The sequence below is a fragment of the Fodinicola acaciae genome, assembly GCF_010993745.1.
Taxonomy (GTDB): domain Bacteria; phylum Actinomycetota; class Actinomycetes; order Mycobacteriales; family HKI-0501; genus Fodinicola; species Fodinicola acaciae.
In genome coordinates, this window is record NZ_WOTN01000001.1 from 2,280,597 (window position 1) to 2,302,495 (window position 21,899).

At 70.5% G+C, this 21,899-nt stretch carries 19 protein-coding genes; 5 read left to right on the forward strand and 14 right to left on the reverse strand.

Annotation, left to right across the window (positions count from 1 at the left end; translation table 11 throughout):
• The 5 genes from secD to ruvC form a co-directional block, all read right to left on the reverse strand.
• Positions 1-1,971, reverse strand: a complete 1,971-nt coding sequence (secD, locus tag GNX95_RS10605; RefSeq protein ID WP_222853500.1) for a protein translocase subunit SecD — start codon at positions 1,969-1,971, stop codon at positions 1-3.
• A gap of 91 nt (positions 1,972-2,062) precedes the next feature.
• Positions 2,063-2,536: a preprotein translocase subunit YajC gene (gene yajC / locus GNX95_RS10610; protein ID WP_281356891.1), complete on the reverse strand. Its 474-nt coding sequence runs from the start codon at positions 2,534-2,536 to the stop codon at positions 2,063-2,065.
• 144 nt (positions 2,537-2,680) lie between these two features.
• Positions 2,681-3,703 (reverse strand): Holliday junction branch migration DNA helicase RuvB, encoded by a 1,023-nt coding sequence (gene ruvB, locus GNX95_RS10615; protein WP_163507981.1) that lies wholly within the window; start codon positions 3,701-3,703, stop codon positions 2,681-2,683.
• 115 nt (positions 3,704-3,818) lie between these two features.
• Positions 3,819-4,427 (reverse strand): Holliday junction branch migration protein RuvA, encoded by a 609-nt coding sequence (gene ruvA / locus GNX95_RS10620; protein WP_163506923.1) that lies wholly within the window; start codon positions 4,425-4,427, stop codon positions 3,819-3,821.
• Positions 4,424-4,948: a crossover junction endodeoxyribonuclease RuvC gene (ruvC, locus tag GNX95_RS10625; protein WP_163506924.1), complete on the reverse strand. Its 525-nt coding sequence runs from the start codon at positions 4,946-4,948 to the stop codon at positions 4,424-4,426. The genes ruvA and ruvC overlap by 4 nt, the downstream gene beginning before the upstream one ends.
• Positions 4,949-5,186: 238 nt before the next feature.
• On the opposite strand from ruvC, the gene GNX95_RS10630 reads away from it, so the two are divergent.
• A complete protein-coding gene (locus GNX95_RS10630; protein ID WP_163506925.1) occupies positions 5,187-6,521 on the forward strand; it encodes an MFS transporter in 1,335 nt (444 codons plus the stop codon).
• On the opposite strand, the gene GNX95_RS10635 is transcribed toward GNX95_RS10630, so the two are convergent.
• Together GNX95_RS10635 and GNX95_RS10640 are read right to left on the reverse strand one after the other, a co-directional pair.
• A complete protein-coding gene (locus tag GNX95_RS10635) occupies positions 6,508-8,481 on the reverse strand; it encodes a S9 family peptidase (RefSeq protein ID WP_163506926.1) in 1,974 nt (657 codons plus the stop codon). The two genes, GNX95_RS10630 and GNX95_RS10635, sit on opposite strands and share 14 nt — an antisense overlap.
• Positions 8,482-8,506: 25 nt before the next feature.
• The gene (locus GNX95_RS10640; protein WP_163506927.1) at positions 8,507-8,818 is read right to left on the reverse strand and encodes a hypothetical protein; all 312 of its coding nucleotides are present in this window, start codon (positions 8,816-8,818) and stop codon (positions 8,507-8,509) included.
• A 176-nt stretch (positions 8,819-8,994) separates the two neighbouring features.
• Here GNX95_RS10640 and GNX95_RS10645 point away from each other — a divergent pair, with 176 nt between their 5' ends.
• Together GNX95_RS10645 and GNX95_RS10650 are read left to right on the forward strand one after the other, a co-directional pair.
• On the forward strand, positions 8,995-10,299 hold the full coding sequence (locus GNX95_RS10645) for an MFS transporter (RefSeq protein ID WP_163506928.1): 1,305 nt from the start codon (positions 8,995-8,997) through the stop codon (positions 10,297-10,299).
• A 10-nt stretch (positions 10,300-10,309) separates the two neighbouring features.
• Entirely contained in the window at positions 10,310-11,896 is a 1,587-nt protein-coding gene (locus tag GNX95_RS10650) for a N,N-dimethylformamidase beta subunit family domain-containing protein (protein ID WP_163506929.1), read from the forward strand.
• 172 nt (positions 11,897-12,068) lie between these two features.
• Here the strand turns inward: GNX95_RS10650 and GNX95_RS10655 are convergent, their stop codons facing one another.
• The 7 genes from GNX95_RS10655 to pgsA are packed head-to-tail and all read right to left on the reverse strand — an operon-like array spanning position 12,069 to position 17,724.
• A complete protein-coding gene (locus GNX95_RS10655) occupies positions 12,069-12,818 on the reverse strand; it encodes a YebC/PmpR family DNA-binding transcriptional regulator (protein ID WP_163506930.1) in 750 nt (249 codons plus the stop codon).
• Positions 12,819-12,831: 13 nt separating this feature from the next.
• The gene (gene pdxT, locus GNX95_RS10660; RefSeq protein WP_222853502.1) at positions 12,832-13,440 is read right to left on the reverse strand and encodes a pyridoxal 5'-phosphate synthase glutaminase subunit PdxT; all 609 of its coding nucleotides are present in this window, start codon (positions 13,438-13,440) and stop codon (positions 12,832-12,834) included.
• Positions 13,437-14,360, reverse strand: a complete 924-nt coding sequence (pdxS, locus tag GNX95_RS10665) for a pyridoxal 5'-phosphate synthase lyase subunit PdxS (RefSeq protein WP_163506931.1) — start codon at positions 14,358-14,360, stop codon at positions 13,437-13,439. Before pdxS ends, pdxT begins: the two co-directional genes overlap by 4 nt.
• A gap of 56 nt (positions 14,361-14,416) precedes the next feature.
• Positions 14,417-14,995: a hypothetical protein gene (locus GNX95_RS10670; protein ID WP_187369619.1), complete on the reverse strand. Its 579-nt coding sequence runs from the start codon at positions 14,993-14,995 to the stop codon at positions 14,417-14,419.
• Entirely contained in the window at positions 14,995-16,191 is a 1,197-nt protein-coding gene (locus GNX95_RS10675; protein WP_163506932.1) for a glycosyltransferase family 4 protein, read from the reverse strand. Before GNX95_RS10675 ends, GNX95_RS10670 begins: the two co-directional genes overlap by 1 nt.
• Positions 16,192-16,195: 4 nt before the next feature.
• Positions 16,196-17,131, reverse strand: a complete 936-nt coding sequence (locus GNX95_RS10680; RefSeq protein WP_163506933.1) for a phosphatidylinositol mannoside acyltransferase — start codon at positions 17,129-17,131, stop codon at positions 16,196-16,198.
• The gene (pgsA, locus tag GNX95_RS10685) at positions 17,128-17,724 is read right to left on the reverse strand and encodes a phosphatidylinositol phosphate synthase (RefSeq protein WP_163506934.1); all 597 of its coding nucleotides are present in this window, start codon (positions 17,722-17,724) and stop codon (positions 17,128-17,130) included. The genes GNX95_RS10680 and pgsA overlap by 4 nt, the downstream gene beginning before the upstream one ends.
• A gap of 263 nt (positions 17,725-17,987) precedes the next feature.
• On the opposite strand from pgsA, the gene GNX95_RS10690 reads away from it, so the two are divergent.
• Positions 17,988-20,141, forward strand: a complete 2,154-nt coding sequence (locus tag GNX95_RS10690) for an elongation factor G-like protein EF-G2 (RefSeq protein ID WP_246281566.1) — start codon at positions 17,988-17,990, stop codon at positions 20,139-20,141.
• Positions 20,142-20,328: 187 nt separating this feature from the next.
• Positions 20,329-21,852 carry a CehA/McbA family metallohydrolase gene (locus GNX95_RS10695; protein WP_163506936.1) on the forward strand — a complete coding sequence of 508 codons (1,524 nt, stop codon included), beginning with the start codon at positions 20,329-20,331 and terminating at the stop codon, positions 21,850-21,852.
• The last annotated feature ends 47 nt before the right edge of the window (positions 21,853-21,899 follow it).

Sequence of the window (21,899 nt, forward strand, 5' to 3'; positions counted from 1 at the left end):
TCAGGCTCCCTTGGTGGCGCTGGCCGCGCGGGCCCCGCCGGTGGTCTTGGTCGTCCGGTCCGTCGACACCCGGCCGAGACCGCTGATCCGCGGCGACATGAACGTCCTGGACCTGGCCATCAGAGCCACCAGCGGATGTGTGAACAGGAATACCACGACAAGGTCGAGGATGGTGGACATTCCGAGGGTGAAGGCGAAACCCTTCACCCCGCCGGAGGCGAGGAAGTAGAGCACCGCGGCGGCCAGGAAGGTGACCATGTCGGCGGAGATGATCGTCCGCCTGGCCCGGATCCAGGCGCGCGGCACCGCACTGCGCGCCGATCTGCCGTCCTTGACCTCGTCCTTGAGATATTCGAAGAAGATCACGAAGGAGTCGGCGGTGATACCCATCGCCACGATGAAGCCGGCTATGCCGGCCAGGCTCAACGTGAAACCGAGCGTGAACGGCCGGCCGAGCAACACCAACACCGCGTAGACCATCGCACCGGAGATCGCCAGGCTGGCGACGGCGACCAGGCCGAGCAGGCGGTAGTAGATCAGCACCCACACCAGGACCAGCGCGAGGCCGATGCCACCGGCGATCAGGCCGGCGACCAGCTGCTCCTCACCGAGTGTCGCGGTGATGCTGTTGATCGTCTCCACCTGGAAGGTGACCGGCAGCGCGCCGTACTTCAGCTTGCTGGCCAGGCCCTGCGCCTCGTCACGGGTGAAGCTGCCGGTGATCTCGGCCTGGCCGGGGATGACCGACTGGATCGTCGGTGCCGACACCACGTCGGTGTCGAGCACGATCGCGACCTGCTTCTGCAGCGCGTCCTTGGTCAGCTGGGTCCACTTGTTCTGGCCGCTGGTCTTGAAGTTGATGACGACCCGCCAGCCAGGCGTCTGGCCGGTCGACCCGCCGGTGCTGTAGTCGAAGTCGGCGCTGGACACGTCGGTGCCGACGACCGCGGCCTTGGCCAGCAGGTATTTCATCCCCTGGCCGCAGGCGGTGACGACCTGGCCGATCGCGTCGACCGAGCCCGGCGGCCGCTTGTCCAGCTTGGCGCAGGTGATCTGCGGGATCTTGAACTGCATGTCGGCCGGCAGTACGGCGATCTCGGCCGGCGTCAGCTGGCTGAACGGCGCCAGGATCGGCGCGCTCTTCATGCTCTGCGCGAGCTGGCCGGACTGCTGCGGGTCGGAGAAGTCGACCTGGGTCAGCTGCTGCTTGAGCCAGTCGTAGTACTTGCCGGTGCCTTTGGCGTCGGCCAGCGGCTTGGCGCCGAGCGTGTCCAGCTTCTGGATCACCTGAGCGAGCGTGACGGTGCCGGTCGCGGGGTTGCCGCCGCCAGTGGCACCGGTCGACGGAGCCGACGCCGACGGCGACGGGCTCGGCGGCGTGGTCGGAGCGGTCTTGGCGACCGTGTTGACCTGCGCCTTGCCGTCGCCGACGGCCGGCTCGATGACGGCCTTGCCGGTGGCCGCAGCCGGCTTCTTGGACGAGCCCGTCGACGGGCTCGGCGTGGGGCTCGGCGTGCCGGCCTTCGACGAGGAGGAGGTGGACGGCTTCGGCGTCGGACTGGTGGACGGCTTCGCCGCCACGTCCGGTACGTCGCCGACCGAGCTGGTCACCTGGCGGAACCGCAGCTGCGCGGCCTCACCGATCTGCTGCAGCTGTGTGCTGTCCGCGCCGGCGGCGACCGACACCACGATGTTGCGGTCGCCTTCGGTCACCACCTCGGCCTCAGCCACCCCCAGACCGTTGACCCGCTGCTCGATGATCCCGCGGGCCACCTCCAGGTCCTGCGCGGACGGCGGCTTGCCGGCCTGCGTGGCGCTCAGCGTCTCGGTGGCCCCGCCGGACAGGTCGAGACCGAGCCGGGGTAGCGGCTTGCCGCTGCCGGGGATGAACATCAGCCCGTACAGCGCCGCGACGATGACGAACAGCGCGACGAAATACCGCCACACGCGCAGCTGGCCAGATGGTGCCACGTGAGTCTGTCTCCTCGGTCGGTGGGGAGTCCGGCCGGATGTCGACCTGCTGGCGCGCAGGCCGACGGCTGACCGGGAAAGGTCCGGTCGGCTAGCTTTCTTTGGACAGCTTCGGGGCCTGCGTGCCGTCGCCGGCGGTGGCCGACAGCGCGTCGGAGGGACGCTCGTCGTCGTCGGCCGCCGGCCGCTGCTCGGCCTCGGCGGCCGGCGCCTCGTCCTCGGCGTCGTCGGTGTCGTCCGCGTCGCTCTCGGCGGCCGGCGCGGTCTCGGCCGGCGCCGGCAGTACGCGCGCGACCGCCTGCCGCGTGTAACGAGCGGTCACGCCTTCGTCGATCTCCAGCGTCACCGACTCGTCGTCGGTCTCGACGACCGTGCCGTACAGGCCGCCGATGGTCACCACGTCCGAGCCGACGCCGAGCGTGCGCTGCATCTCCATCGCCTCTTTGCGGCGCTTGGACTGCGGACGGATCATGAAGAAGTACATCAGCGCGAACAGCGCCACCACGATGATGATGGGGAAGAACTGATTCAGTGGGGAGCTGCTAGCCGCGGTCGCGATTACCACGAGGTGCCTTTCGTCGGTGTTCCGCCCTGATCGCGCGAAGTCTAGCCAGCCGCGCTGAGCGGAATCGTGCGGACCGGGCCGAGTCCGCAGCGGATCGGTCCGATCACATTCCGTATGTCCGCCCGCCGGCCGGCGGGCTGTGCATTATGACTCGTCGCCGAACAGGTCGAGCGTTGCGCCACCTGCCGAGGGTACCCGTCCCAGGTGGCGCCAGGCGGCCGGAGTGGCAACTCTGCCACGGGGCGTACGCGTGAGCAGTCCGGCGCGCACCAGGTAGGGCTCGGCGACCTCCTCCACGGTCTCCGGCTGCTCACCGACAGCTACCGCAAGTGTGGACAAACCGACCGGACCGCCGTTGAAGTTTCCGACCAGAGCGTTCAGTACGGCGCGGTCGAGCCGGTCGAGGCCGAGCTCGTCCACCTCGTACACCCGCAGCGCTCGCCGCGCGACCGCCCGGTCGATCATGCCGGCGGCGCGCACCTCGGCGTAGTCGCGGACGCGGCGCAGCAGACGGTTGGCGATCCGTGGCGTGCCACGCGAGCGGTTCGCGATCTCGACGGCACCGTCATCGAGCACTTCCACGCCGAGGATGCCGGCGGAGCGCCGGATCACGATCTCCAGCTCGTCCGGATCGTAGAAGTCCATGTGGCCGACGAAGCCGAACCGGTCGCGCAGCGGTGAGGTCAGCAACCCCGACCTCGTGGTCGCACCGACCAACGTGAACGGCTCGACGTCCAGCGGGATCGCGGTCGCACCGGGCCCCTTGCCGACCACCACGTCGACACGGAAGTCCTCCATCGCCGAGTAGAGCAGCTCCTCGGCCGGCCGGGCGATCCGGTGGATCTCGTCGATGAACAGCACCTCGCCGGCCTCCAGGCCGGTCAGGATCGCGGCCAGGTCACCCGACCGCTCGATGGCCGGACCGCTGGTGATCCGGATCGCCACGCCCAGCTCGGCGGCCACGATCATCGCCAGCGAGGTCTTGCCGAGACCCGGCGGACCGGACAGCAGGATGTGGTCCGGCGGACGGCCACGCTGCTGCGCCGACCGCAGCAGCAGCTCGAGCTGCTCGCGTACGCGCGGCTGGCCGATGAAGTCGGTCAGCTGCCGCGGCCGCAGGCTCGCCTCGACCTCGCGCTCCGCCGGCTGCGCGTAGCTGGAGACCACGGCGTTGGATTGCTCGTCTCCGGAACCGCTCCGCGCCTCCGCCGAAGATCCATCGCTGTCGCTCCGGATCTTCCGTTCGATGCTCACGAACCCGTCACCTCGCGAAAAGGCTCAGTCACTTACGACCCAACCGCTGGATAGCGCCACGCAGCGCCTGCGACACGTCCGGGTCGGAGCCGTCGGCCGGCGCGACCGCGTCGATCGCGCCGTCGATGTCCTTGCCGGTGAAGCCGAGGCTGATCAGGCCGGCGCGCACCTGCGTACGCCACGGCGCTTCGGACATCGCACTGGCGGCCGACGTGCCGTTGGGCGACGACGTGACGATCGCGCCGATCTTGTCGCGCAGCTCGACGATCAGCTTCTCCGCGCCTTTACGCCCGACGCGTGGCACGCGCGTCAGCGTCGCGACGTCCCCGGTGGAGATCGCGCGGCGGACCTCGTCGGGGCTGAGCACCGACAGGATCGTCCTGGCCAGCGCCGGACCGACCCCGTTGGCGGTCTGCAACAGCTCGAAGAGGTCGCGCTCGTCCTCGTCGGTGAAGCCGTACAACGTCAGCGAGTCCTCGCGTACGACCAGGCTGGTCGCCACCTTGCCCTGGCCGCCGGTGCGCAGGCCGGCCAGCGCGCGCGGCGTGCAGTGCAGCTCCAGGCCGACACCGCCGACCTCGACGACCGCGCGGTCGGCACCGATCCGCGCGACCGTGCCGGAGACCGAGGTGATCACCGGCCCACCGCCAACCGCTGCTGCAGCTTGGTCTGCATCTTGGTCTGCATGGGGCTGCGCCAGCAGTGGCAGATCGCCAGCGCCAGCGCGTCCGCCGCGTCGGCCGGTTTCGGCCGGTCGGAGAGCTTGAGCAGTCGGGTCACCATCGTCGTCACCTGTGCCTTGTCCGCGCGGCCGCTGCCGGTCACCGCCGCCTTGACCTCACTCGGAGTGTGCATCGCCACCCGTACGCCGGCGCGCGCGGCGGCGGTCAGTGCCACCGCACCGGCCTGCGCGGTCCCCATCACGGTTCGTACGTTGTGTTGGCTGAAGACCCGCTCGACCGCGACCACGTCGGGTTGGTATCGCGCGATCGCCGCCGTGAAGGCCAGGTCGAGCGCGAGCAACCGCGCGCCGATGTCGGCGTCCGGCGGGGTCCGTACGACCTCGACGTGGACCAGCTTGCAGCGGCCGCCGGGACCGCCGTCGACCACCCCCACGCCGCACCGTGTCAACCCCGGGTCGACGCCCAGCACCCGCACCAGCGACCCCCTCGTTGTCTGCGCCGTCATCACGCCGAACACGCGTTCGACACGCTACCGGCCGGCGGCTTGGGACCGGTCATCGACACGCCATCCGCCGGCGACGCCGCGGCGATTGGCCGGGTTCGGCCCGTATGTGCAGGTAAACACTTCTTGACAGCACGGTGTGATGCCTGTCACGGTCGTCGGACCGACTAGTCGGTATGCCCTGCACGCCTCCCGGGTCAAGGAGACTGCGATGGCCACTTCCACCCCCACCCGTCCCCACTCGCTCGGCAAGTTGATGGCCGCCGGCCTGATCGGCAGCTCGATCGAGTGGTACGACTTCTTCATCTACGGCACGGCCGCGGCGCTGGTCTTCGGTCCGCTGTTCTTCCCGTACGCGTCACCGCTGATCGGCACACTGCTGGCCTTCAGCACGTTCTGGGCCGGCTTCATCGCGCGGCCGATCGGCGGACTGGTCTTCGGCCACATCGGCGACCGGGTCGGCCGCAAGCCGGCACTGGTGACCTGCCTGGCCATCACCGGCTCGGCGACCTTCCTGATCGGCGTACTGCCGACCGCCGCGACGATCGGCGCGGCGGCGCCGATCCTGTTGGTCACTCTGCGGTTCCTGCAAGGCATCGCGGTCGGCGGCCAGTGGGGCGGTGTCACGTTGCTGCTCACCGAAAGCGCGAGGGCACGCAACCGCGGCCTGGCCGGCTCGTTCTGCCAGATGGGGGTGCCGATCGGCGTGATCCTCGGCAATGTCGCCTTCCTGGTGGCCAGCGAGTCGATGAGCTCGGCGGCCTTCACGGCGTGGGGTTGGCGCGTGCCGTTCCTGCTGAGCGCACTGCTCTTCCCGGTGCTGGCCTTCATCCAGCTGCGCTTCGAGGACACGCCGGCTTTCAAGGAACTGCAGGAAAAACGTGCCGCCGCGACGACAGAAAAGAAGGAGGCCTCTCCCCTGCTGACGGTGATCCGTACGCACTGGCGGCCGATCCTGCTCGGCTCCGGACTGCTGTTCGCGTGCAACTCGATCTTCTACGTCAGCATCTCCGGCCTGCTCGACTACGGCACGCGCGTCCTACACCTGGAACGCGACGGGCTGCTGCTGTTTGGCCTGATCTCCTCGGCGATCAACGTCGGCGTGATCCTGCTGTCCGGCCATTTCTCCGACCGGATCGGCCGGCGCCCGCTCATCGTGGCCGGCGCGGTGCTGCTGGTGCTGTGGGCCTTCCCGTTCTTCTGGCTGGTGGACACCGCGTCGCTGGCGATGATCCTGGTCGCGGTGACGATCGGCGGCTTCGGCTCCAGCCTGGTCTACGGTCCGCTCGCCGCCTATCTGAGCGAGCTGTTCAGCCCGGAGGTGCGCTATTCCGGCGCGTCGATGGCGTACCAGTTGGCCTCGATCCTGGTCAGCGGCGGCACGCCGTTCCTGATGACCGCGCTGCTCGCCGCGACCGGCACGTCGGCCTCGGTCTCGGGCTTCCTGGCGCTGATGGCCCTTTGCACGCTCGGCGCCGCGCTGCTGTTGCCGGAGACGATCGGCGCGAAAGCCCGTCCAGCGGCGGTGAAAGCTAAGAGTGTGTGATGCCGAGCCGGTCGCGGAGAAAACCGGCCTGACGACGTAACACGGCCCCGGCCGCCGGTGTCGCGAACGGACGATGGCCGGCGCCGGGGATGAGCATCAGCTCGTGGTCGCGACCCGCACGCGAGAGCGCGTCGGCGAAGCGGAGCGTGTTGACCACGTGCACGTTGTCGTCGAGCATGCCGTGCATCAGCAGCAGCGGCCGGCGCAGCGTGGCGGCCTCGCGGATCAGCGAACATTCCTCGTAACGCTCCGGAAACTCGTCCGGGTGGCCGAGGAACCGCTCGCGCCAGTGCGCGTTGTAGAGCCGCTGGTCGGTGACGCCGGCGCCGGCAACGGCCGCGCTGAAGACCTCCGGATGCCGCAACACGGCGCGGATCGCCAGGCCGCCGCTGAACGACCAGCCGCGGATGCCGACCCGGTCCAGGTCGAGATCCGGCTGGCGGCGCGCGGCCTCGCGCAACGCCGTCAGCTGGTCCTCGAGCACCAGCCGGTAGAGGTCGCCGTGGACCGCGCGTTCCCAGGCCGGGCCGCGTCCCGGCGTGCCGCGGCCATCGGCGACGACTACGGCGAACCCCTGCTCGGCGAACCATTGCGAGATCAGGACACGCCAGGTCAGCTCGGCCGTGACCCGCTGCAGCGCGCCGCCACCGTACGGGTCGAGTAGCACCGGCAACCGCATGCCTGGCCGGTGCCACGACGGCAGGTGCAGCGCGGCGCGCAGGCCGAGGTCTCCGAGGTCCATCCGGATCCGGTGCGGCGCGAGCACCGGCCGCTCGGCGAACGACCGGATCTCCTGATCCGGACTTTCCTTTCGCCGCACCAGAAACCGGCCGCCCGGGGCGGTCAGATCGCGGCTGACCGTCACCGAGGTGCCGTGTCGCCGGCAGCCGGTGTGCACCGCGGAGCCGTCGGTCAGCCGCACGAGCCTGCCGTCGTACGACCACACGTGTGTCTCGGTCGGTTCGTCGGAGGCGGTGAACAGGACACGCTCGCCGTCGACGCTGAGCACCGATCGCACCTGCAGTCCCGGCGGCGTGACAGCGTCGCCGTCGATCGTCAGGTGCCGCGTGTCGCCGATGTCCGCGTGCGCCACCAGCGCACCGGTCGCGGTCAGCGCCGGCAACCCCGGGACGACCTGCGTCCAGCACGGATCCGTCCACTCCGCGAGCACGATCGTGTCGCCACCTGGCCCGATGGCCAGATAGCGGGCCGTCCGCTGGTCACGCGACTGGACCACCGCGTACGGCCCGTCCGCGTCCCAACCGGCGGCCGGCAGATATTCGTACGCGGCTCGATCCCAGCGCACCTCCACACGCGAGCCGTCGAGACCGACGATCCACAGCGACGCGTCGACGTTTGGCGTGCCGACAGCCGCATAGCGGAGCACGCGCGGCGGTCGCGTCGGATCGGCCGGATCGGCCAGATGCCAGCGCTCGACCCGGCTCGCGTCGATCCGCGCGACCAGCAATGCGTTGCCGTCGGGCGACCACCAGAATCCGCGCGCGTCGGTGGTGTGCTCGCCAATGCCAAAGCTCACCTCAGGTCCGTCGGAGGCGGCCAGCTCGCGATCGTCGTCGCCGTCGACCACTCGCAGCGCGCCGTCACGGACGTACGCGATGCGCCGGCCGGTCGGATCCGGCCGCGGATCGGTCACCGGTCCTTCGACCGGCGACAGCCGCTGCTCGCCGTCGCGGATCACGGCGAGCCGGCCGCCGGTCGCGTACGCGATCAGACGGCCGGTGTCGTCGGTCGCGTACGTGTCGACACGCTCGGCGAGCAGCCGCTCCACGCCGGTCTCGGCATCGAAGGACCACAGGCAGGTGTCCGGGTCGTCGCCGGCGCGACCACGCAGAAACAGCACGGTGGCGCCGTCGTCGACGATGGTGAACCGCTCAGGCACACCTCTAGCGAACAGGCGCGTACGAGCGAGCTGGTCTGGCAACGCGTCGACCGGATCCATGAGGTGATCGTACACACGTTCGAATCTATGGCAGGTTGGAGTCGCGGAAGCGTGACGCCATCAGCCGCTCGGCGTCGGTCAGTTGGTCGTCGGGAACCGGCGTCACCACGGTCCAGTGACCGGCGACCGGACAGAACTGCAGCCGGACCGGACCGAGTCGGATCGCCTTGACCGAGACGCCAGGCAGCCAGATCGTGGTGAACAGGTGACCGTCACGGCAGCGTACGACGACCTGTCCGCCGGCCGGATAGCCGCGACCGCGCGCAAGGATGCCGATCGCCACGACGGCGCCGAGCACGATGACACAGACGACCACGGCCTGCGAAAGCGTCGGCATGCCTCTCACCTCGCCTCCAGTCTCCGCCGCCAGCCGCGGCCTCGCCAGCACAGTCGTCCAGACGGCCCATTGATCGAAACCGCCGTACGCCACTAGAGTTACAGCAAGTCGAAGATGTTTTCGAAATGGGGAAGCATCGTGGTAACGGGGACTCGCAGGCGAGAGGACCGTCGTCGATGAGCGTTTCCGGAGTGCCGCAGGAGGCACCAACCGAGGCCACACCGTCCGCCGACCGGCGCCAGCGCCGCCGTGCCGTGCTCGCCGCGGCCGTCGGAACGTTGCTGGAGTATTACGACTACTACCTCTACGGCCTGGCCTCGGCGGTCGTCTTTCCCAAGCTGTTCTTCCCGTCCGGCGACCCGGTGGTCTCGCAACTGCTCTCGTTCGCGACCTTCGCCGTCGGCTTCATCCTGCGCCCGCTCGGCGGCATCGTGCTGGGTCATATCGCCGACCGGGTCGGCCGCCGGCCGGTGCTGATCTTCACGATCGTCACGATGGGGATCGCCTCGACGCTGATCGGCCTGCTGCCGACGTACGCGCAGATCGGCGTACTCGCGCCCATCCTGTTGATCGTGCTGCGGCTCGTGCAGGGATTCTCGACCGGTGGCGAGATCGGCGGTGCGGCGTCTTTGGCCGTCGAAAACGCACCACCGCGGCGGCGCGGCCTCTACGGCTCGCTGCTGCTGGCGGGCGCCGGCGTGGCACTGTTCGTGTCGTCCGGCCTGATGAACGGCGCGTCGGCACTGCCTGGCGACGCCTTCCTGACCTGGGCCTGGCGCGTGCCGTTCCTGCTGAGCGTCGTGCTGCTGGTCGGTGGCCTGCTGATCCGCCGCGGCGTACACGAGACGCCGGTCTTCACCGCCAACAAGGACAAGTCGCGCGCGCCGCTGCTGGAGGTGCTGCGCCGGCCGCGGATGTGGGTCTTCGGCATCCTGTTCGGCTTCGCCAACTCGATCGGCGGCTATGTGCTGACCGTGTACGGCCCGAGCTACCTGCAGGGCCGCCATGTCTCGGCGACCGTGGCGCTGTCGGCCGTACAGGTCGCGTCGGCGTTCGAGATCGTGCTGGCACCGACCTGGGGCTGGCTGTCCGACCGGTATGGCCGGCGGCCGATGTTCCTGGTGCCGTGCGTCGGCCTCGCCGTGCTGATCTTCCCGATCTTCTGGCTGTGGAACACCGGCAACCCGGTGCTCGTCTTCGCCGGCATGGTGCTCGGCTTCTCGGTCTGTGTGATCGGCATGTCCGCGCTGTCGCAGACGATCCTGTCCGAGCTGTTCAGCACCTCCGCGCGCACCACCGGCATCAGCGTCGGCTATCAGTTCACCGCGGTTTTCGCCGGCGGATTCGCGCCGTTGATCGCGACGGCCATAGGCACCGCGCCGGGAGTCGCGGTCTACTTGATCATCGCGTGTGTGCTGAGCGCGGTGGCGATGCTGCTGCTGCCGGAGCGCTCGCGCGCCGACCTCGCGACCATCGACTGAGGAGAGCTTCGTGCCGGTCATCGGCTATGTCAGCGACGAGCGCTATCTGGCCCTGCCAGGCGCCGCGGTGGAGATCAGCGACGGGACGCGGTTCTGGCGTACGGTCTCCACCGCCAGCGGCGCGATCGACGTGGACTGCCCACCCGGCACCTACCGCGTCACTCTGGCGCGCGACGGTTACGGCGCCAAGCACGTCGACGCGGTCATCGGCGGCGCGCCGCACCAGTTCCGGCTGACGTCCGACCAGCTCTACGGCTACGTCTGGCCGAAGTGGTCGCGCTCCGGTGAGTCCGCGGAGTTTCGCGTGCACTCGCCGGCGGCGTACCGGCTGAGCATGCACCGCTACGGCGCCGGTGTGCAGGAATGCGGCGTCGTCGGCTGGTTCGACGAGCACGCGCCGCGCGCGACCGTACAGACGACGCCGGACGGCGACTTTACCCAGACCGGCGTCGACTGGAACAGCCGCGGCTACGTCGACCCGGCGATGCGCCAGTTTGTCACAGCGCCGGAGCGCGGCGGCCTCTACTACTTCCACGCGGAGAACGAGGCCGGCCAGTTCTTCAGCTTTCCGTGGGTCGTCGCGCCGGCGCGGCCGACCGCGCGCATCGCGGTGCTCGCGTCGACCAACACCTGGAACGCGTACAACAACTTCGGCGGACGCAGCAACTACATCAACCCGGTCGGCCTGCCGGACCGGCCGGTCCTGGTGCCGCGCCAGGAGTTGCGCCGCTATGGCGACTCGTCGTACGCGGAGAACGCCTTCCCCGACGACGACTATCCGCCGCTGTCCTTCGAGCGACCCGAGCCTCTCAACCAGGTCCTCCGCGGCGAGCGTCCGGAGGACCCGGTGCGCGGCCGCCAGCCGTGCCACCTCGCCTCGGCGGAGTGGCGGCTGCTGAGCTGGCTCGAGCGCAACGGCTATCCGTACGACCTCTACGCCGACGCGCAGCTGCACGACGGCACCCTCGACCTGGATGCCTATCGCGTACTCGTGCTGAACACGCATCCGGAGTACTGGTCGCGAGAGATGTACGCGGCGGTGCACTCGTGGGTCTTCGAACGCGGCGGCCGGCTGATGTACCTCGGCGGCAACGGCGTCGACTGCGAGGTGGAGTTTGTCAATGACGGCACCGCCTTGCACTATCTGACGCAGCAGGGACCGGGGTTCTTCGACAAGTACGAGAGCCGGATGCACCGCACCTACCGGCCGACCTCGGAGCTGCTCGGCGTGGTGTTCACGCCGGCCGGCGCGATGACCTCGGCGCCGTACGAGGTGGTGGACGCGCGGCACTGGGCCTTCGCCGGCACCGGCCTGGCCACCGGGGACGTGTTCGGCCGGTTCAGCCTGCACGAGCGGTGTCCCGGCGGCGCGTCCGGCCACGAGACCGACAAACGTACGCCGCACTCACCGGACGGCACGACCGTCATCGCGCGCGGCCAGAACGTCGACAACGGCGGCGCCGAGATCGTGCACTTCGCGACGCCTGGCGGCGGTGAGGTGTTCTCGGCCGGCTCGATCACCTGGTCGACCGCGCTGCCGGTGGACGAGGCGGTCGGGGCGGTCACCGCCAACGTGCTGGACCGTTTCCTCGGCTGAGCGGCGCCTCCGGGACAATCGGGTCCCTATTGCGCGGTGCCCGATTGCGCGGCCCGATGTGACGCCTCGGTTTTGTCGGTGGCGACACCGGCCGGAGCTGCACCGCTACATGCGGCCTTTGTGGCCTTCCGCATCGGGACCCGATTGTCACGCCACGGTGAGGCGGCGGAGGCTAACCAACCGCCGCCATGACCTCGTCGGACACGTCGAAGTTGGCGTAGACGGTCTGCACGTCGTCGAGGTCCTCCAGCGCCTCGACCAGCCGGAACACCTTCGGCGCGGTGTCCGCGTCGAGCTCGACGTTGGTGCTCGGCACGAAGCTCGCCTCGGCCGAGTCGTAGTCGATGCCGGCATCCTGCAGTGCCGTCCGCACCTTGACCAGGTCGGTCGGCTCGCTGATCACCTCGAAGGACTCGCCGAGGTCGTTGACTTCCTCGGCGCCGGCGTCCAGCACCGCCATCAGCACGTCGTCCTCGGTGAGCCCACTGGCCGGCACGATCACCACGCCTTTGCGGGTGAACAGGTATGCCACCGAACCGGGGTCGGCCATGGTGCCGCCGTTACGGGTCATCGCGACCCGCACCTCGCTCGCGGCACGGTTGCGGTTGTCGGTCAGGCACTCGACCATCACCGCGACACCGGACGGACCGTAGCCCTCATACGTGATGCTCTGGTATTCGGCGCCGCCGGCCTCCTGGCCGGACCCGCGCTTGACCGCGCGGTCGATGTTGTCGTTGGGGACCGAGCTCTTCTTCGCCTTCTGGATGGCGTCATACAGCGTCGGGTTGCCGGCCGGGTCTCCGCCGCCGGTGCGCGCCGCGACCTCGATGTTCTTGATCAGCTTGGCGAACATCTTGCCGCGCTTGGCGTCGATGACGGCCTTTTTGTGCTTCGTGGTCGCCCACTTGGAGTGGCCGGACATCGATGCCTCCTGTCTACGTCTGCTGTCTCACCATGTCCACGAACAGGGCGTGGACCCGCCGGTCGCCGGTCAGCTCCGGATGGAAGCTGGTGGCCAGCAGGGACCCCTGCCGGACCGCGACGATCCTACCGTCGGCCGGTCCACCGCTGACCTGCGCGAGGACCTGGACACCCGGACCGACCGACTCCACCCACGGCGCGCGGATGAAGACGGCGTGCACCGGCTGCTCCCCCAATCCTACGACCGGCACGTCCGCGGAGAACGAGTCGACCTGCCGGCCGAAGGCGTTACGGCGTACGACCATGTCCACGCCGCCGAAGCTCTCCTGGTCGGCACGACCGTCCAGGACGGTGTCGGCCAGCATGATCATCCCGGCGCAGGAACCGTACGCCGGCATGCCAGCGGCGATCCGCTTGCGGATCGGCTCGGTGAGGTCGAAAATCCGCGCCAGCCGGGAGATCGTGGTCGACTCCCCGCCGGGGATCAGCAGGCCGTCGACACCGTCCAGCTCGCCGGCGCGGCGTACGGTCACCGGGTCGGCGCCGGCCTCGGCCAGCGCCGCCGCGTGCTCGCGTACGTCTCCCTGCAGCGCGAGAATGCCGACCGCGGGTCGCGTACTCACCAGCCGCGGGTGGCCAGCCGGTGGTCGACCGGCAGCTGCTCGACGTTGATGCCGACCATCGCCTCGCCGAGGCCGCGGGACACCTTGGCGATCACGTCCGGGTCGTCGAAGAACGTGGTCGCCTTGACGATCGCCTCGGCCCGCTGTGCCGGGTTGCCGGACTTGAAGATGCCGGAGCCGACGAACACGCCCTCGGCGCCGAGCTGCATCATCATCGCCGCGTCCGCCGGGGTCGCGATGCCGCCCGCGGTGAACATGACGACCGGCAGCTTGCCGGTGCGCGCCACCTCGGCGACCAGCGCATACGGCGCCTGCAGCTCCTTGGCGGCCACGTACAGCTCGTCCTCCGGCAGCGAGGTCAGCCGGCGGATCTCGGCGCGGATCTGCCGCATGTGCGTCGTCGCGTTGGAGACGTCGCCGGTGCCGGCCTCACCCTTGGAGCGGATCATCGCGGCGCCCTCGGTGATCCGGCGCAGCGCCTCGCCGAGGTTGGTGGCACCGCACACGAACGGCACGGTGAAGGCCCATTTGTCGATGTGGTTGGCATAGTCGGCCGGGGTCAGGACCTCGGACTCGTCGATGTAGTCGACACCGAGGCTCTGCAGCACCTGCGCCTCGACGAAGTGGCCGATCCGCGCCTTCGCCATCACCGGGATGGAGACGGCCGCGATGATGCCGTCGATCATGTCCGGGTCGGACATCCGGCTCACGCCACCCTCGGCACGGATGTCGGCCGGTACGCGCTCCAGCGCCATCACGGCCACCGCGCCGGCGTCCTCGGCGATCTTCGCCTGCTCCGGCGTGACGACGTCCATGATCACGCCACCCTTCAGCATCTCGGCCATCCCGCGTTTGACCTGCGGGGTGCCGACCTCACGCTCGGCTGGCTGCTGGCTTGGAGTGGGGGTCTGGTCAGACACGCTGTCACGGCCTCTCTGCGGACGCTGGGATGTTCCGACGGTCAGCCACAAGTGTACTAGTACGGCTGAGCACAGTCACCCCACACACTTGTGTTGGCGCCGTCACTCGCCGGTCGCACGGACCCCGGGAGTGAGTCGTCCACGTCGAAGTAGTGCGGCTCCGGCCGGCGAGCCGACAGGCCGAGTGCGCGCGGCAGCCGTCGTCGGCGGAGCGCCAGCGAGTCGCGTACGGCGTCGTTGTAAATCTGCCGGGCGACGAGTACGCGCCGGGCCGCCACCGTCACCGGCTCCAGCCGCGGGTCGCCCGCCGGCCACGGCAGGTCGCGCAGCCGCCTGGTCAGGTCGTTCTCCACCAGCTCGCGGCGGTCCAGCAGCGAGGCCGGCGGCTCGCCGGCGGCTCCCTGCACCGCGCGTACGGCCGCCCTCAGCGGCGCCGCGGAGGATCCGAGCTCCGCACCATGGTCGCGCTCCAGCGCGCCAGCGGCAGCCGCGCGATGGATCAGCTGTACGTCCAGCGACGCGCGCGCGGCGACACAACGATCGTGCAGACGGTCCATCCGACTGGCCGTCCACGCCCGATAGGCGAGCGTCAGGAAGACGAGGAATACGACAGCGACGGCGAGCCAGCCGGCCATCACGGCGGCGCTCCGGTGGCGACCGAGCTGTCGAAGACCGGCAGGTCCACGACCGCGCCGGCGGCGACCTCGTCGATCGTCGCCGCCACCAGCTCGTACACCTCGATCACCCGCGCCGCCACAGCACTCCAGTCATAGCCGGCGACCACGGCGGACGCGCGCAGCGCCAGTGCGGCACGCTCCTGCGGAGCGTCCAGCAGCCGGTCGAGTGCGGCCGCGAGATCGCCGGCGTCTCCGGCGCGGAACAGCCGTCCGGCAACACCTCCCGCGCCATCGGCGAGGACCCGGCGAAATGCGTCGAGGTCGCTGGCGACCACCGGAGCGCCGGCCGCCATCGCCTCGGTCAGCACGATCCCGAACGACTCCGCTCCGACGTTTGGCGCGACGAAGACGTCCACGCTGCGCAGCATCCGAGCGCGCTCCGCATCGGAGATCACGCTCAGGACCTGGACGCGTCCGCGATCGCTGGGCAACATCGCCAGCGCGTCCTCCGGACGGCCCGGTCCGGCCACCAACAGCCGCAGGTCCGGTCGCCGCTCAGCCAGCCGCGCGTACGCCTCGGCCAGCACCGCGAAACCCTTCCGCGGCTCGCCGAAGCGGCCGAGGAACCCGAGCGCACCGCCCGGCCCCGGCCAGCCGGGCAGCGGCGACGCGCCCGCGAGCGCCGCCACGTCGACCCCGTTGGGGATCTCCACGCCGCCACCGGCCAGGTGCTCGACCTGCACGCGCCGAGCCGACGGCGAGACGGCGATCCGGCCGGCGATCCTCTCCAGCACCGGCTGCAGGAACCCCTGGGCGGCGGCCAGCGCGCGCGACCGGTCCATGGACGTGTGAAACGTCGCCACGATCGGCCCGCGCGCCACCAGACACGCGAGCAACGACAGGCTCGGCGCGAACGGCTCGTGGACGTGCAGCACGTCGAACGGCCGGCCGCCGACGCCGGCGCGCAGCCACCGCCGTACGCGGCCGAGGGTCACCGGATTGAGTGCCAGCCGCGCGACCGAGCCGTTGTAGCGGACCGGCACCGACCGGCCGGCCGGCACGACGTACGCGGGCAGCCGGTGCAGATCCGTCGCCGGCGCCAGCACGCTGACCTGGTGGCCGCGCGCGATCAGCGCGTCGGCGAGTCCGCTGACGTGGCTCTGCACGCCGCCGGGGACGTCGAGAGAGTACGGACAGACCAGTCCCACCCGCATCGGGTCATCCCGCCTTGGCGGACGTCTCGGTGCTTTCCGCCGGGTCGCCGGACTCGTCCGGCCAGACGCGCTGGAGCATGTGCCAGTCGGCCGGATGCGCGCGGATCGAGTCGGCGAAGGCGTCGGCCATCCGCTGCGTCATCGCCGCCACCGCGGCACGCTCGTCCAGCCCCTCCGGAGCGACGATCGGGCCGACCAGATGGCCGGCGGTGCTGGTCGGCGTGTACCACAGCTGCGCGACGATCAGCGGCGCGCCGGTCCGCACCGCGAGCCGCGCCGGGCCGGGCGGCATCCGCGCCACGCCGCCGAAGAAGTCGACCTCGACCGAGCTGGCCGACAGATCGCGGTCGGCCAGCAGGCACACCACCTGGCCGCCGGCGAGCCGCTCGGCGAGCACGTCCATGGTCGACCGGTCGCCGCCGGTCAGCGGCAGGATGTCGATGCCAATGCTGGCGCGGTAGGCGACGAACCGGTCATAGAGCACCTCCGGCTTGAGCCGCTGCTGCACCGACACGACCGGCATCCCGCGATAGGCGGCCCAGGCGCCGGCGTGGTCCCAGTTGCCGGAGTGCGTGAGCGCGACGATCACACCTTTGCCTTGTGCGTGCAGCTCGTCCAGCAGCTCCGGGTTGGCCATGTCCAGCGTCGCGTGTAGCCGGCTCACCGGGACCGATGGAAAGCGGAAGGCCTCCAGCCAGTAGCGCGCGTACGACCGCATGCCGTCGCGTACCAACGCGTCCAGCTCCGCCTCACCGACCTCGGCACCGACGACCCGGCGCAGGTTGGACCGCAGCCGCTGGACCCCCTTGCCGCCACGCCGCGTCGACCGGTCAGCGGCGGCCTGGAAGATCCGTGCGGCCAGCCGCGCCGGCAACGCGCGTACGACCCGCCAGCCGGTCAGATAGCCGGCGGCCGCGGCCGCCTCCCCGAGCCGGCTCATCGCGCCTGCGTCCGGACGGCGTACATCCGCTGGCCGACGGTCACCGCGCAGGCGGCCGCGAGCAGCCAGAGGCCGACCTCCATCGCGTACGGCACGCCGAATGCCTCCAGCAGGCCGATGACCCCGATGGCGATGAGTCGCTCGCCGCGCTCGGCGATGCCGACCTCGCAGGTGAAGCCGAGCCCTTCGGCACGGGCCTTCACGTACGACACGATCATCGCGCCGGCGACACACGCGAGCGCGCCGGTCGCGCCCATCGTGCGATGCGCGCCGAACAGCCAGAACGCCAGCGACCCGAAGATCGCCGCGTCGGCGATCCGGTCGGCGGTCGAGTCCAGGAAGGCACCCCACTTCGAGCTCGTGCCGCTGGCGCGCGCGACCGCTCCGTCGAGCACGTCGGTGAAGGCCGACAGCGTCACGATGATCACCGCGACCAGCACCTGGCCGCGCGCCGCGAAACCGATCGTGCCGACGAGTACGCCGAGCAGGCCCACCAGCGTCAGAGCGTCAGGGCTGACGTGAGCGCGGGCCAGCGCGCGGCCGACCGGCGCCAGCGCGGCCGACACCCGGGCCCGCGCGAACACGTTGAGCATCGCAACCCCGATCCGAGGAGCCGGCGGGACGACAGCGGTGCCCCCGGCCGGGACGGCTGGACTTTGCGGCCAAGCCTAACGGCGGCCCCACTGTCGCCGGGATCTCACCTGCGGATGGGCGATCTTCGCGGCGGGAATCCGTGGATTCGGCACGGCTTGCGGGGTTGTCCCGAGCGGCCATCGGGTGTGGGATCGATCACACGGCTGGTTAACGCTATCGGGAGGCGATTCGAATGCCGGGTAAAGGAGCAGAGACAGGGCAGGTGAGCAGTGCCGGCAGGGCCGGTGCCGCGGCGGGTGCGGCGGTGGTCGCCGACGACCCGTCGAAGGTCCGCAACGTCGCGCTGGTCGGCCACTCCGGGTCGGGGAAGACGACACTGGCCGAGGCGCTGCTGGCGGCCTCCGGCACGATCGGCCGGCCAGGCAAGGTCGTCGACGGCACCACCGTGTGCGACTTCGACCCCGCCGCGATCAAGCAACAGCGGTCGGTGGCGCTCGCGGTGGCGCCGTTGCTGCACCAGGGCATCAAGATCAACGTCTTCGACACCCCCGGCTATGCCGACTTCACCGGCGAGCTGCGCGCCGGCCTGCGGGCCGCGGACGCCGCGCTCTTCGTGGTCGCCGCGCCGGACGGAGTGGACGCGACGACGTCCGGGCTGTGGGCCGAGTGTGCCGCGGTGGGTATGCCCCGCGCGGTGGTGATCACGCGCCTCGACCACCCCCGCGCGGACTTCGACGCCGCCGTCGCGGCCTGCCGCGACGCCTTCGGCGACAACGTGCTGCCGCTCTACCTGCCGGTGGACCTCGGTGACGGACCGGCCTCCGGCCTGCTCGGACTGCTCACCCAGCAGACGTACGACCACTGCGGCGGACAGGTCGCTCCCGAGGTCCACGATCCCGACGAGGACCAACGCGAGCGCATCACCGAGGCGCGCAACCAGCTGATCGAGGGCATCATCGCCGAGAGCGAGGACGAGTCCCTGATGGACCGTTACCTCGAAGGCGAGGACATCGACGTCAAGGTGCTCATCGAGGACCTGGAGAAGGCCACCTGCAAAGGCACCTTCTATCCGGTGATCCCGGTCAGCGCGATGACCGGCGCCGGCCTGACCGAGCTGCTCGACGGCATCATCGCCGCCTGCCCGACGCCTGGCGAGCGCCCGCTGCCGGCGGTCACCACGCTGGACGGCAAGCCGGGCCCGAAGCTCACCGCCGACCCGGACGGACCGCTGGTCGCCGAGGTCGTACGCACCAGCATCGACCCGTACGTCGGCCGGGTGTCGCTCGTGCGCGTCTTCTCCGGCACGCTGCGGCCGGACCGCCCGGTGCACGTGGCCGGCCACGGCATGGCCGACCGCGGGCACGAGGATCACGACGCCGACGAACGCGTGGCGCACCTGCAGTCGCCGCTCGGCTCGACGCTGCGCGAGGTGCCGTACTGCGTCGCCGGAGACGTGTGCGCGCTGACCAAGGTCGCCTCCGCGGAGACGGGCGACACGGTGTCCGACGCTGACCATCCGCTGCTGATGACGCCCTGGCGGATGCCGGAGCCGCTGCTGCCGGTCGCGGTGATCGCCAAGACCCGCAGCGACGAGGACACGCTGGCCAAGAACCTCGCCAAGCTGGTGGCCGGCGACCCCACGCTCCGGCTCGAGCGCAACGCCGAGACCCACCAGCTGGTGCTGTGGTGCATGGGTGAGGCGCACGCCGACGTCGTACTCGACCGGCTGCGCAGCGGCGGCGCCGACCTGGACACCGAGCAGGTGAGGGTGCCGCTGCGCGAGACCTTCGCCGGACCGGCCAAGGCACGCGGCCGGCACGTCAAGCAGTCCGGCGGCCACGGCCAGTACGCCATCTGCGACATCGAGGTCGAGCCGCTGCCGACCGGCAGCGGCTTCGAGTTCGTGGACAAGGTGGTCGGCGGCGCCGTACCGCGGCAGTTCATCCCGAGCGTGGAGAAAGGCGTACGCGCGCAGATGGAGCGCGGCCTGACCGCCGGCTCGACCGTGGTGGACATCCGCGTGACGCTGGTCGACGGCAAGGCGCACAGCGTCGACTCCTCCGACGCCGCGTTCCAGGCCGCCGGCGCGCTGGCGCTGCGCGAGGCCGCCTCGGCCGGCATGGTGAGCCTGCTGGAGCCGGTCGACGAGGTCGCGGTCACGGTGCCGGACGAGTTCGTCGGCGCGGTGATGGGTGACCTGTCCGGCCGCCGCGGTCGCGTACTCGGCACCGAGCCGGATCCGTCGCTGGACGAGCGTACGGTCATCCGCGCCGAGGTGCCGTCCTCCGAGCTGCTCCGGTATGCGGTCGACCTGCGGTCGATCACCTCTGGCACCGCCGCGTTCACGCGCTCCTTCATCCGGTACGAGCCGGTGCCGCAGCACCTCGCGGCGAGCTTCGCCAGCTCCGACAGCTAGCCGTACGGAGGCCGCGTCGCGTACGCGCGGCGCGGCCTCCGCGTGTGCGCAGTTGTCAGGGAATCCGGTGATTGGCCTGCTCAGGCCATGTTTCTCCAGGTCGGAGTTCACCTGTTGGTGGTTCGCTGGTCGCTGGCCGGTCCTACTGTCCCGGAGGCGAGCCAGTCATACAGGTGCGGAGGAATGCATGTCTGCTGGAGAGCTGAGTCGGCGTAACCTGCTGCGAGCCGGTGGGGTCCTGTCCGCCGGTGCGGCGGTGAACATGTTGCCTGGGGTGGCTTTCGCCGACCCGGCCCCGGACGCGCAACCCGGCACGACGCAGACCCGGTCGGTCAGCGGACACTTCGCGCCGGGCAACCCCGACTTCTACTACCTGCCGGTGCAGGTGCCGCGCGGCGTCAACCAGATCGACGTCGTCTACTCGTACGACCGTCCGACCGTGCCGGCCGGCACGCGCGGCAACGCCTGCGACATCGGGATGTTCGGCCCGGAGGGCTTCCAGCTCGGCAACAAGCGCGGCTTCCGCGGCTGGTCCGGCGGCTTCCGTGACCGGTTCACCATCACAGCCTCGCAGGCCACGCCGGCCTACATCGCCGGCCCGATCACACCGGGCACCTGGCACGTCATCCTCGGCCCGTACACGATCGCGCCGCAGGGGCTGGATTACAAGGTCGACATCACGCTGACCTTCGGACCACAGGGCACGCCGTTCACGCCGCATCCCGCACCGCTGACCGCTCCGGCCAAGCAGCGCGGCAGGGCCTGGTATCGCGGCGACTCGCACCTGCACACCGTCTACTCCGACGGCCGCCGTACGCCGGACCAGCTGGTCGCCGCAGCGCGCGCCGCCGGCCTCGACTTCATCGTGTCGACCGACCACAACACGCACAGCTCGCAGCTGATCTGGGGCGACTACGCGACCGACGACCTGCTGATCCTCAACGGCGAGGAGGTCACCACGCGATCCGGGCACTGGCCGGCCATCGGCCTGCCCGCCGGCACCTGGCTGGACTGGCGCTATCGCGCGTCCGACCCGGTCGACTTCCGCCGGTTCGTCGAGCAGACGCACCGTGCCGGCGGACTGGTGACCGCGGCGCATCCGTTCGCCAACTGCTTCGGCTGCACGTACGAGTTCAGCTACGAGCTGGCCGACCTGGTCGAGGTCTGGAACGGGCCGTGGACGCTGGACGACGAGGCCGCGGTGACGCACTGGGACGGCCTGCTGCGCGGCGGCCGGTGGATCCCGGCGATCGGCGACTCGGACGCGCACAACCCCGACCACATCGTCGGCCTGCCGCACACCGTCGTACTCGCCGACAGCCTGGAGCGCGGGGCGCTGCTGCGCGGCCTGAAGGCCGGCCGGTCCTGGCTGGCCGAGTCGTCGGCGGTCACCCTCGACTTCAGCGCGTCCGCCGGCGGCCAGAAGGCCGGCATCGGCGAGCGGCTGCCGGCCGACACCGGCACTCCGGTGCAGGTGAGGGCGACCGTCAGCGGCGCGCCAGGCACGACGATCACGATTCTCGACCAGCTCGGTCCGGAGACGTCCGCGGCGGTGCCGGCATCCGGCACGGCGACGCTCACCTGGACGACGTATCCCCGCTACACGCGCTGGGTCCGCGCAGAGGTGCGACGCGCGTCCGGTGGACCGAACACGACGCAGCCGAACGCGATGGTGGCGATGACCAACCCGATCTTCGTCGGCCGGAGCTGAGCTTCACGGTGAATGTGCCGGTTTGTCGGCCATCTTCACCGTCACCC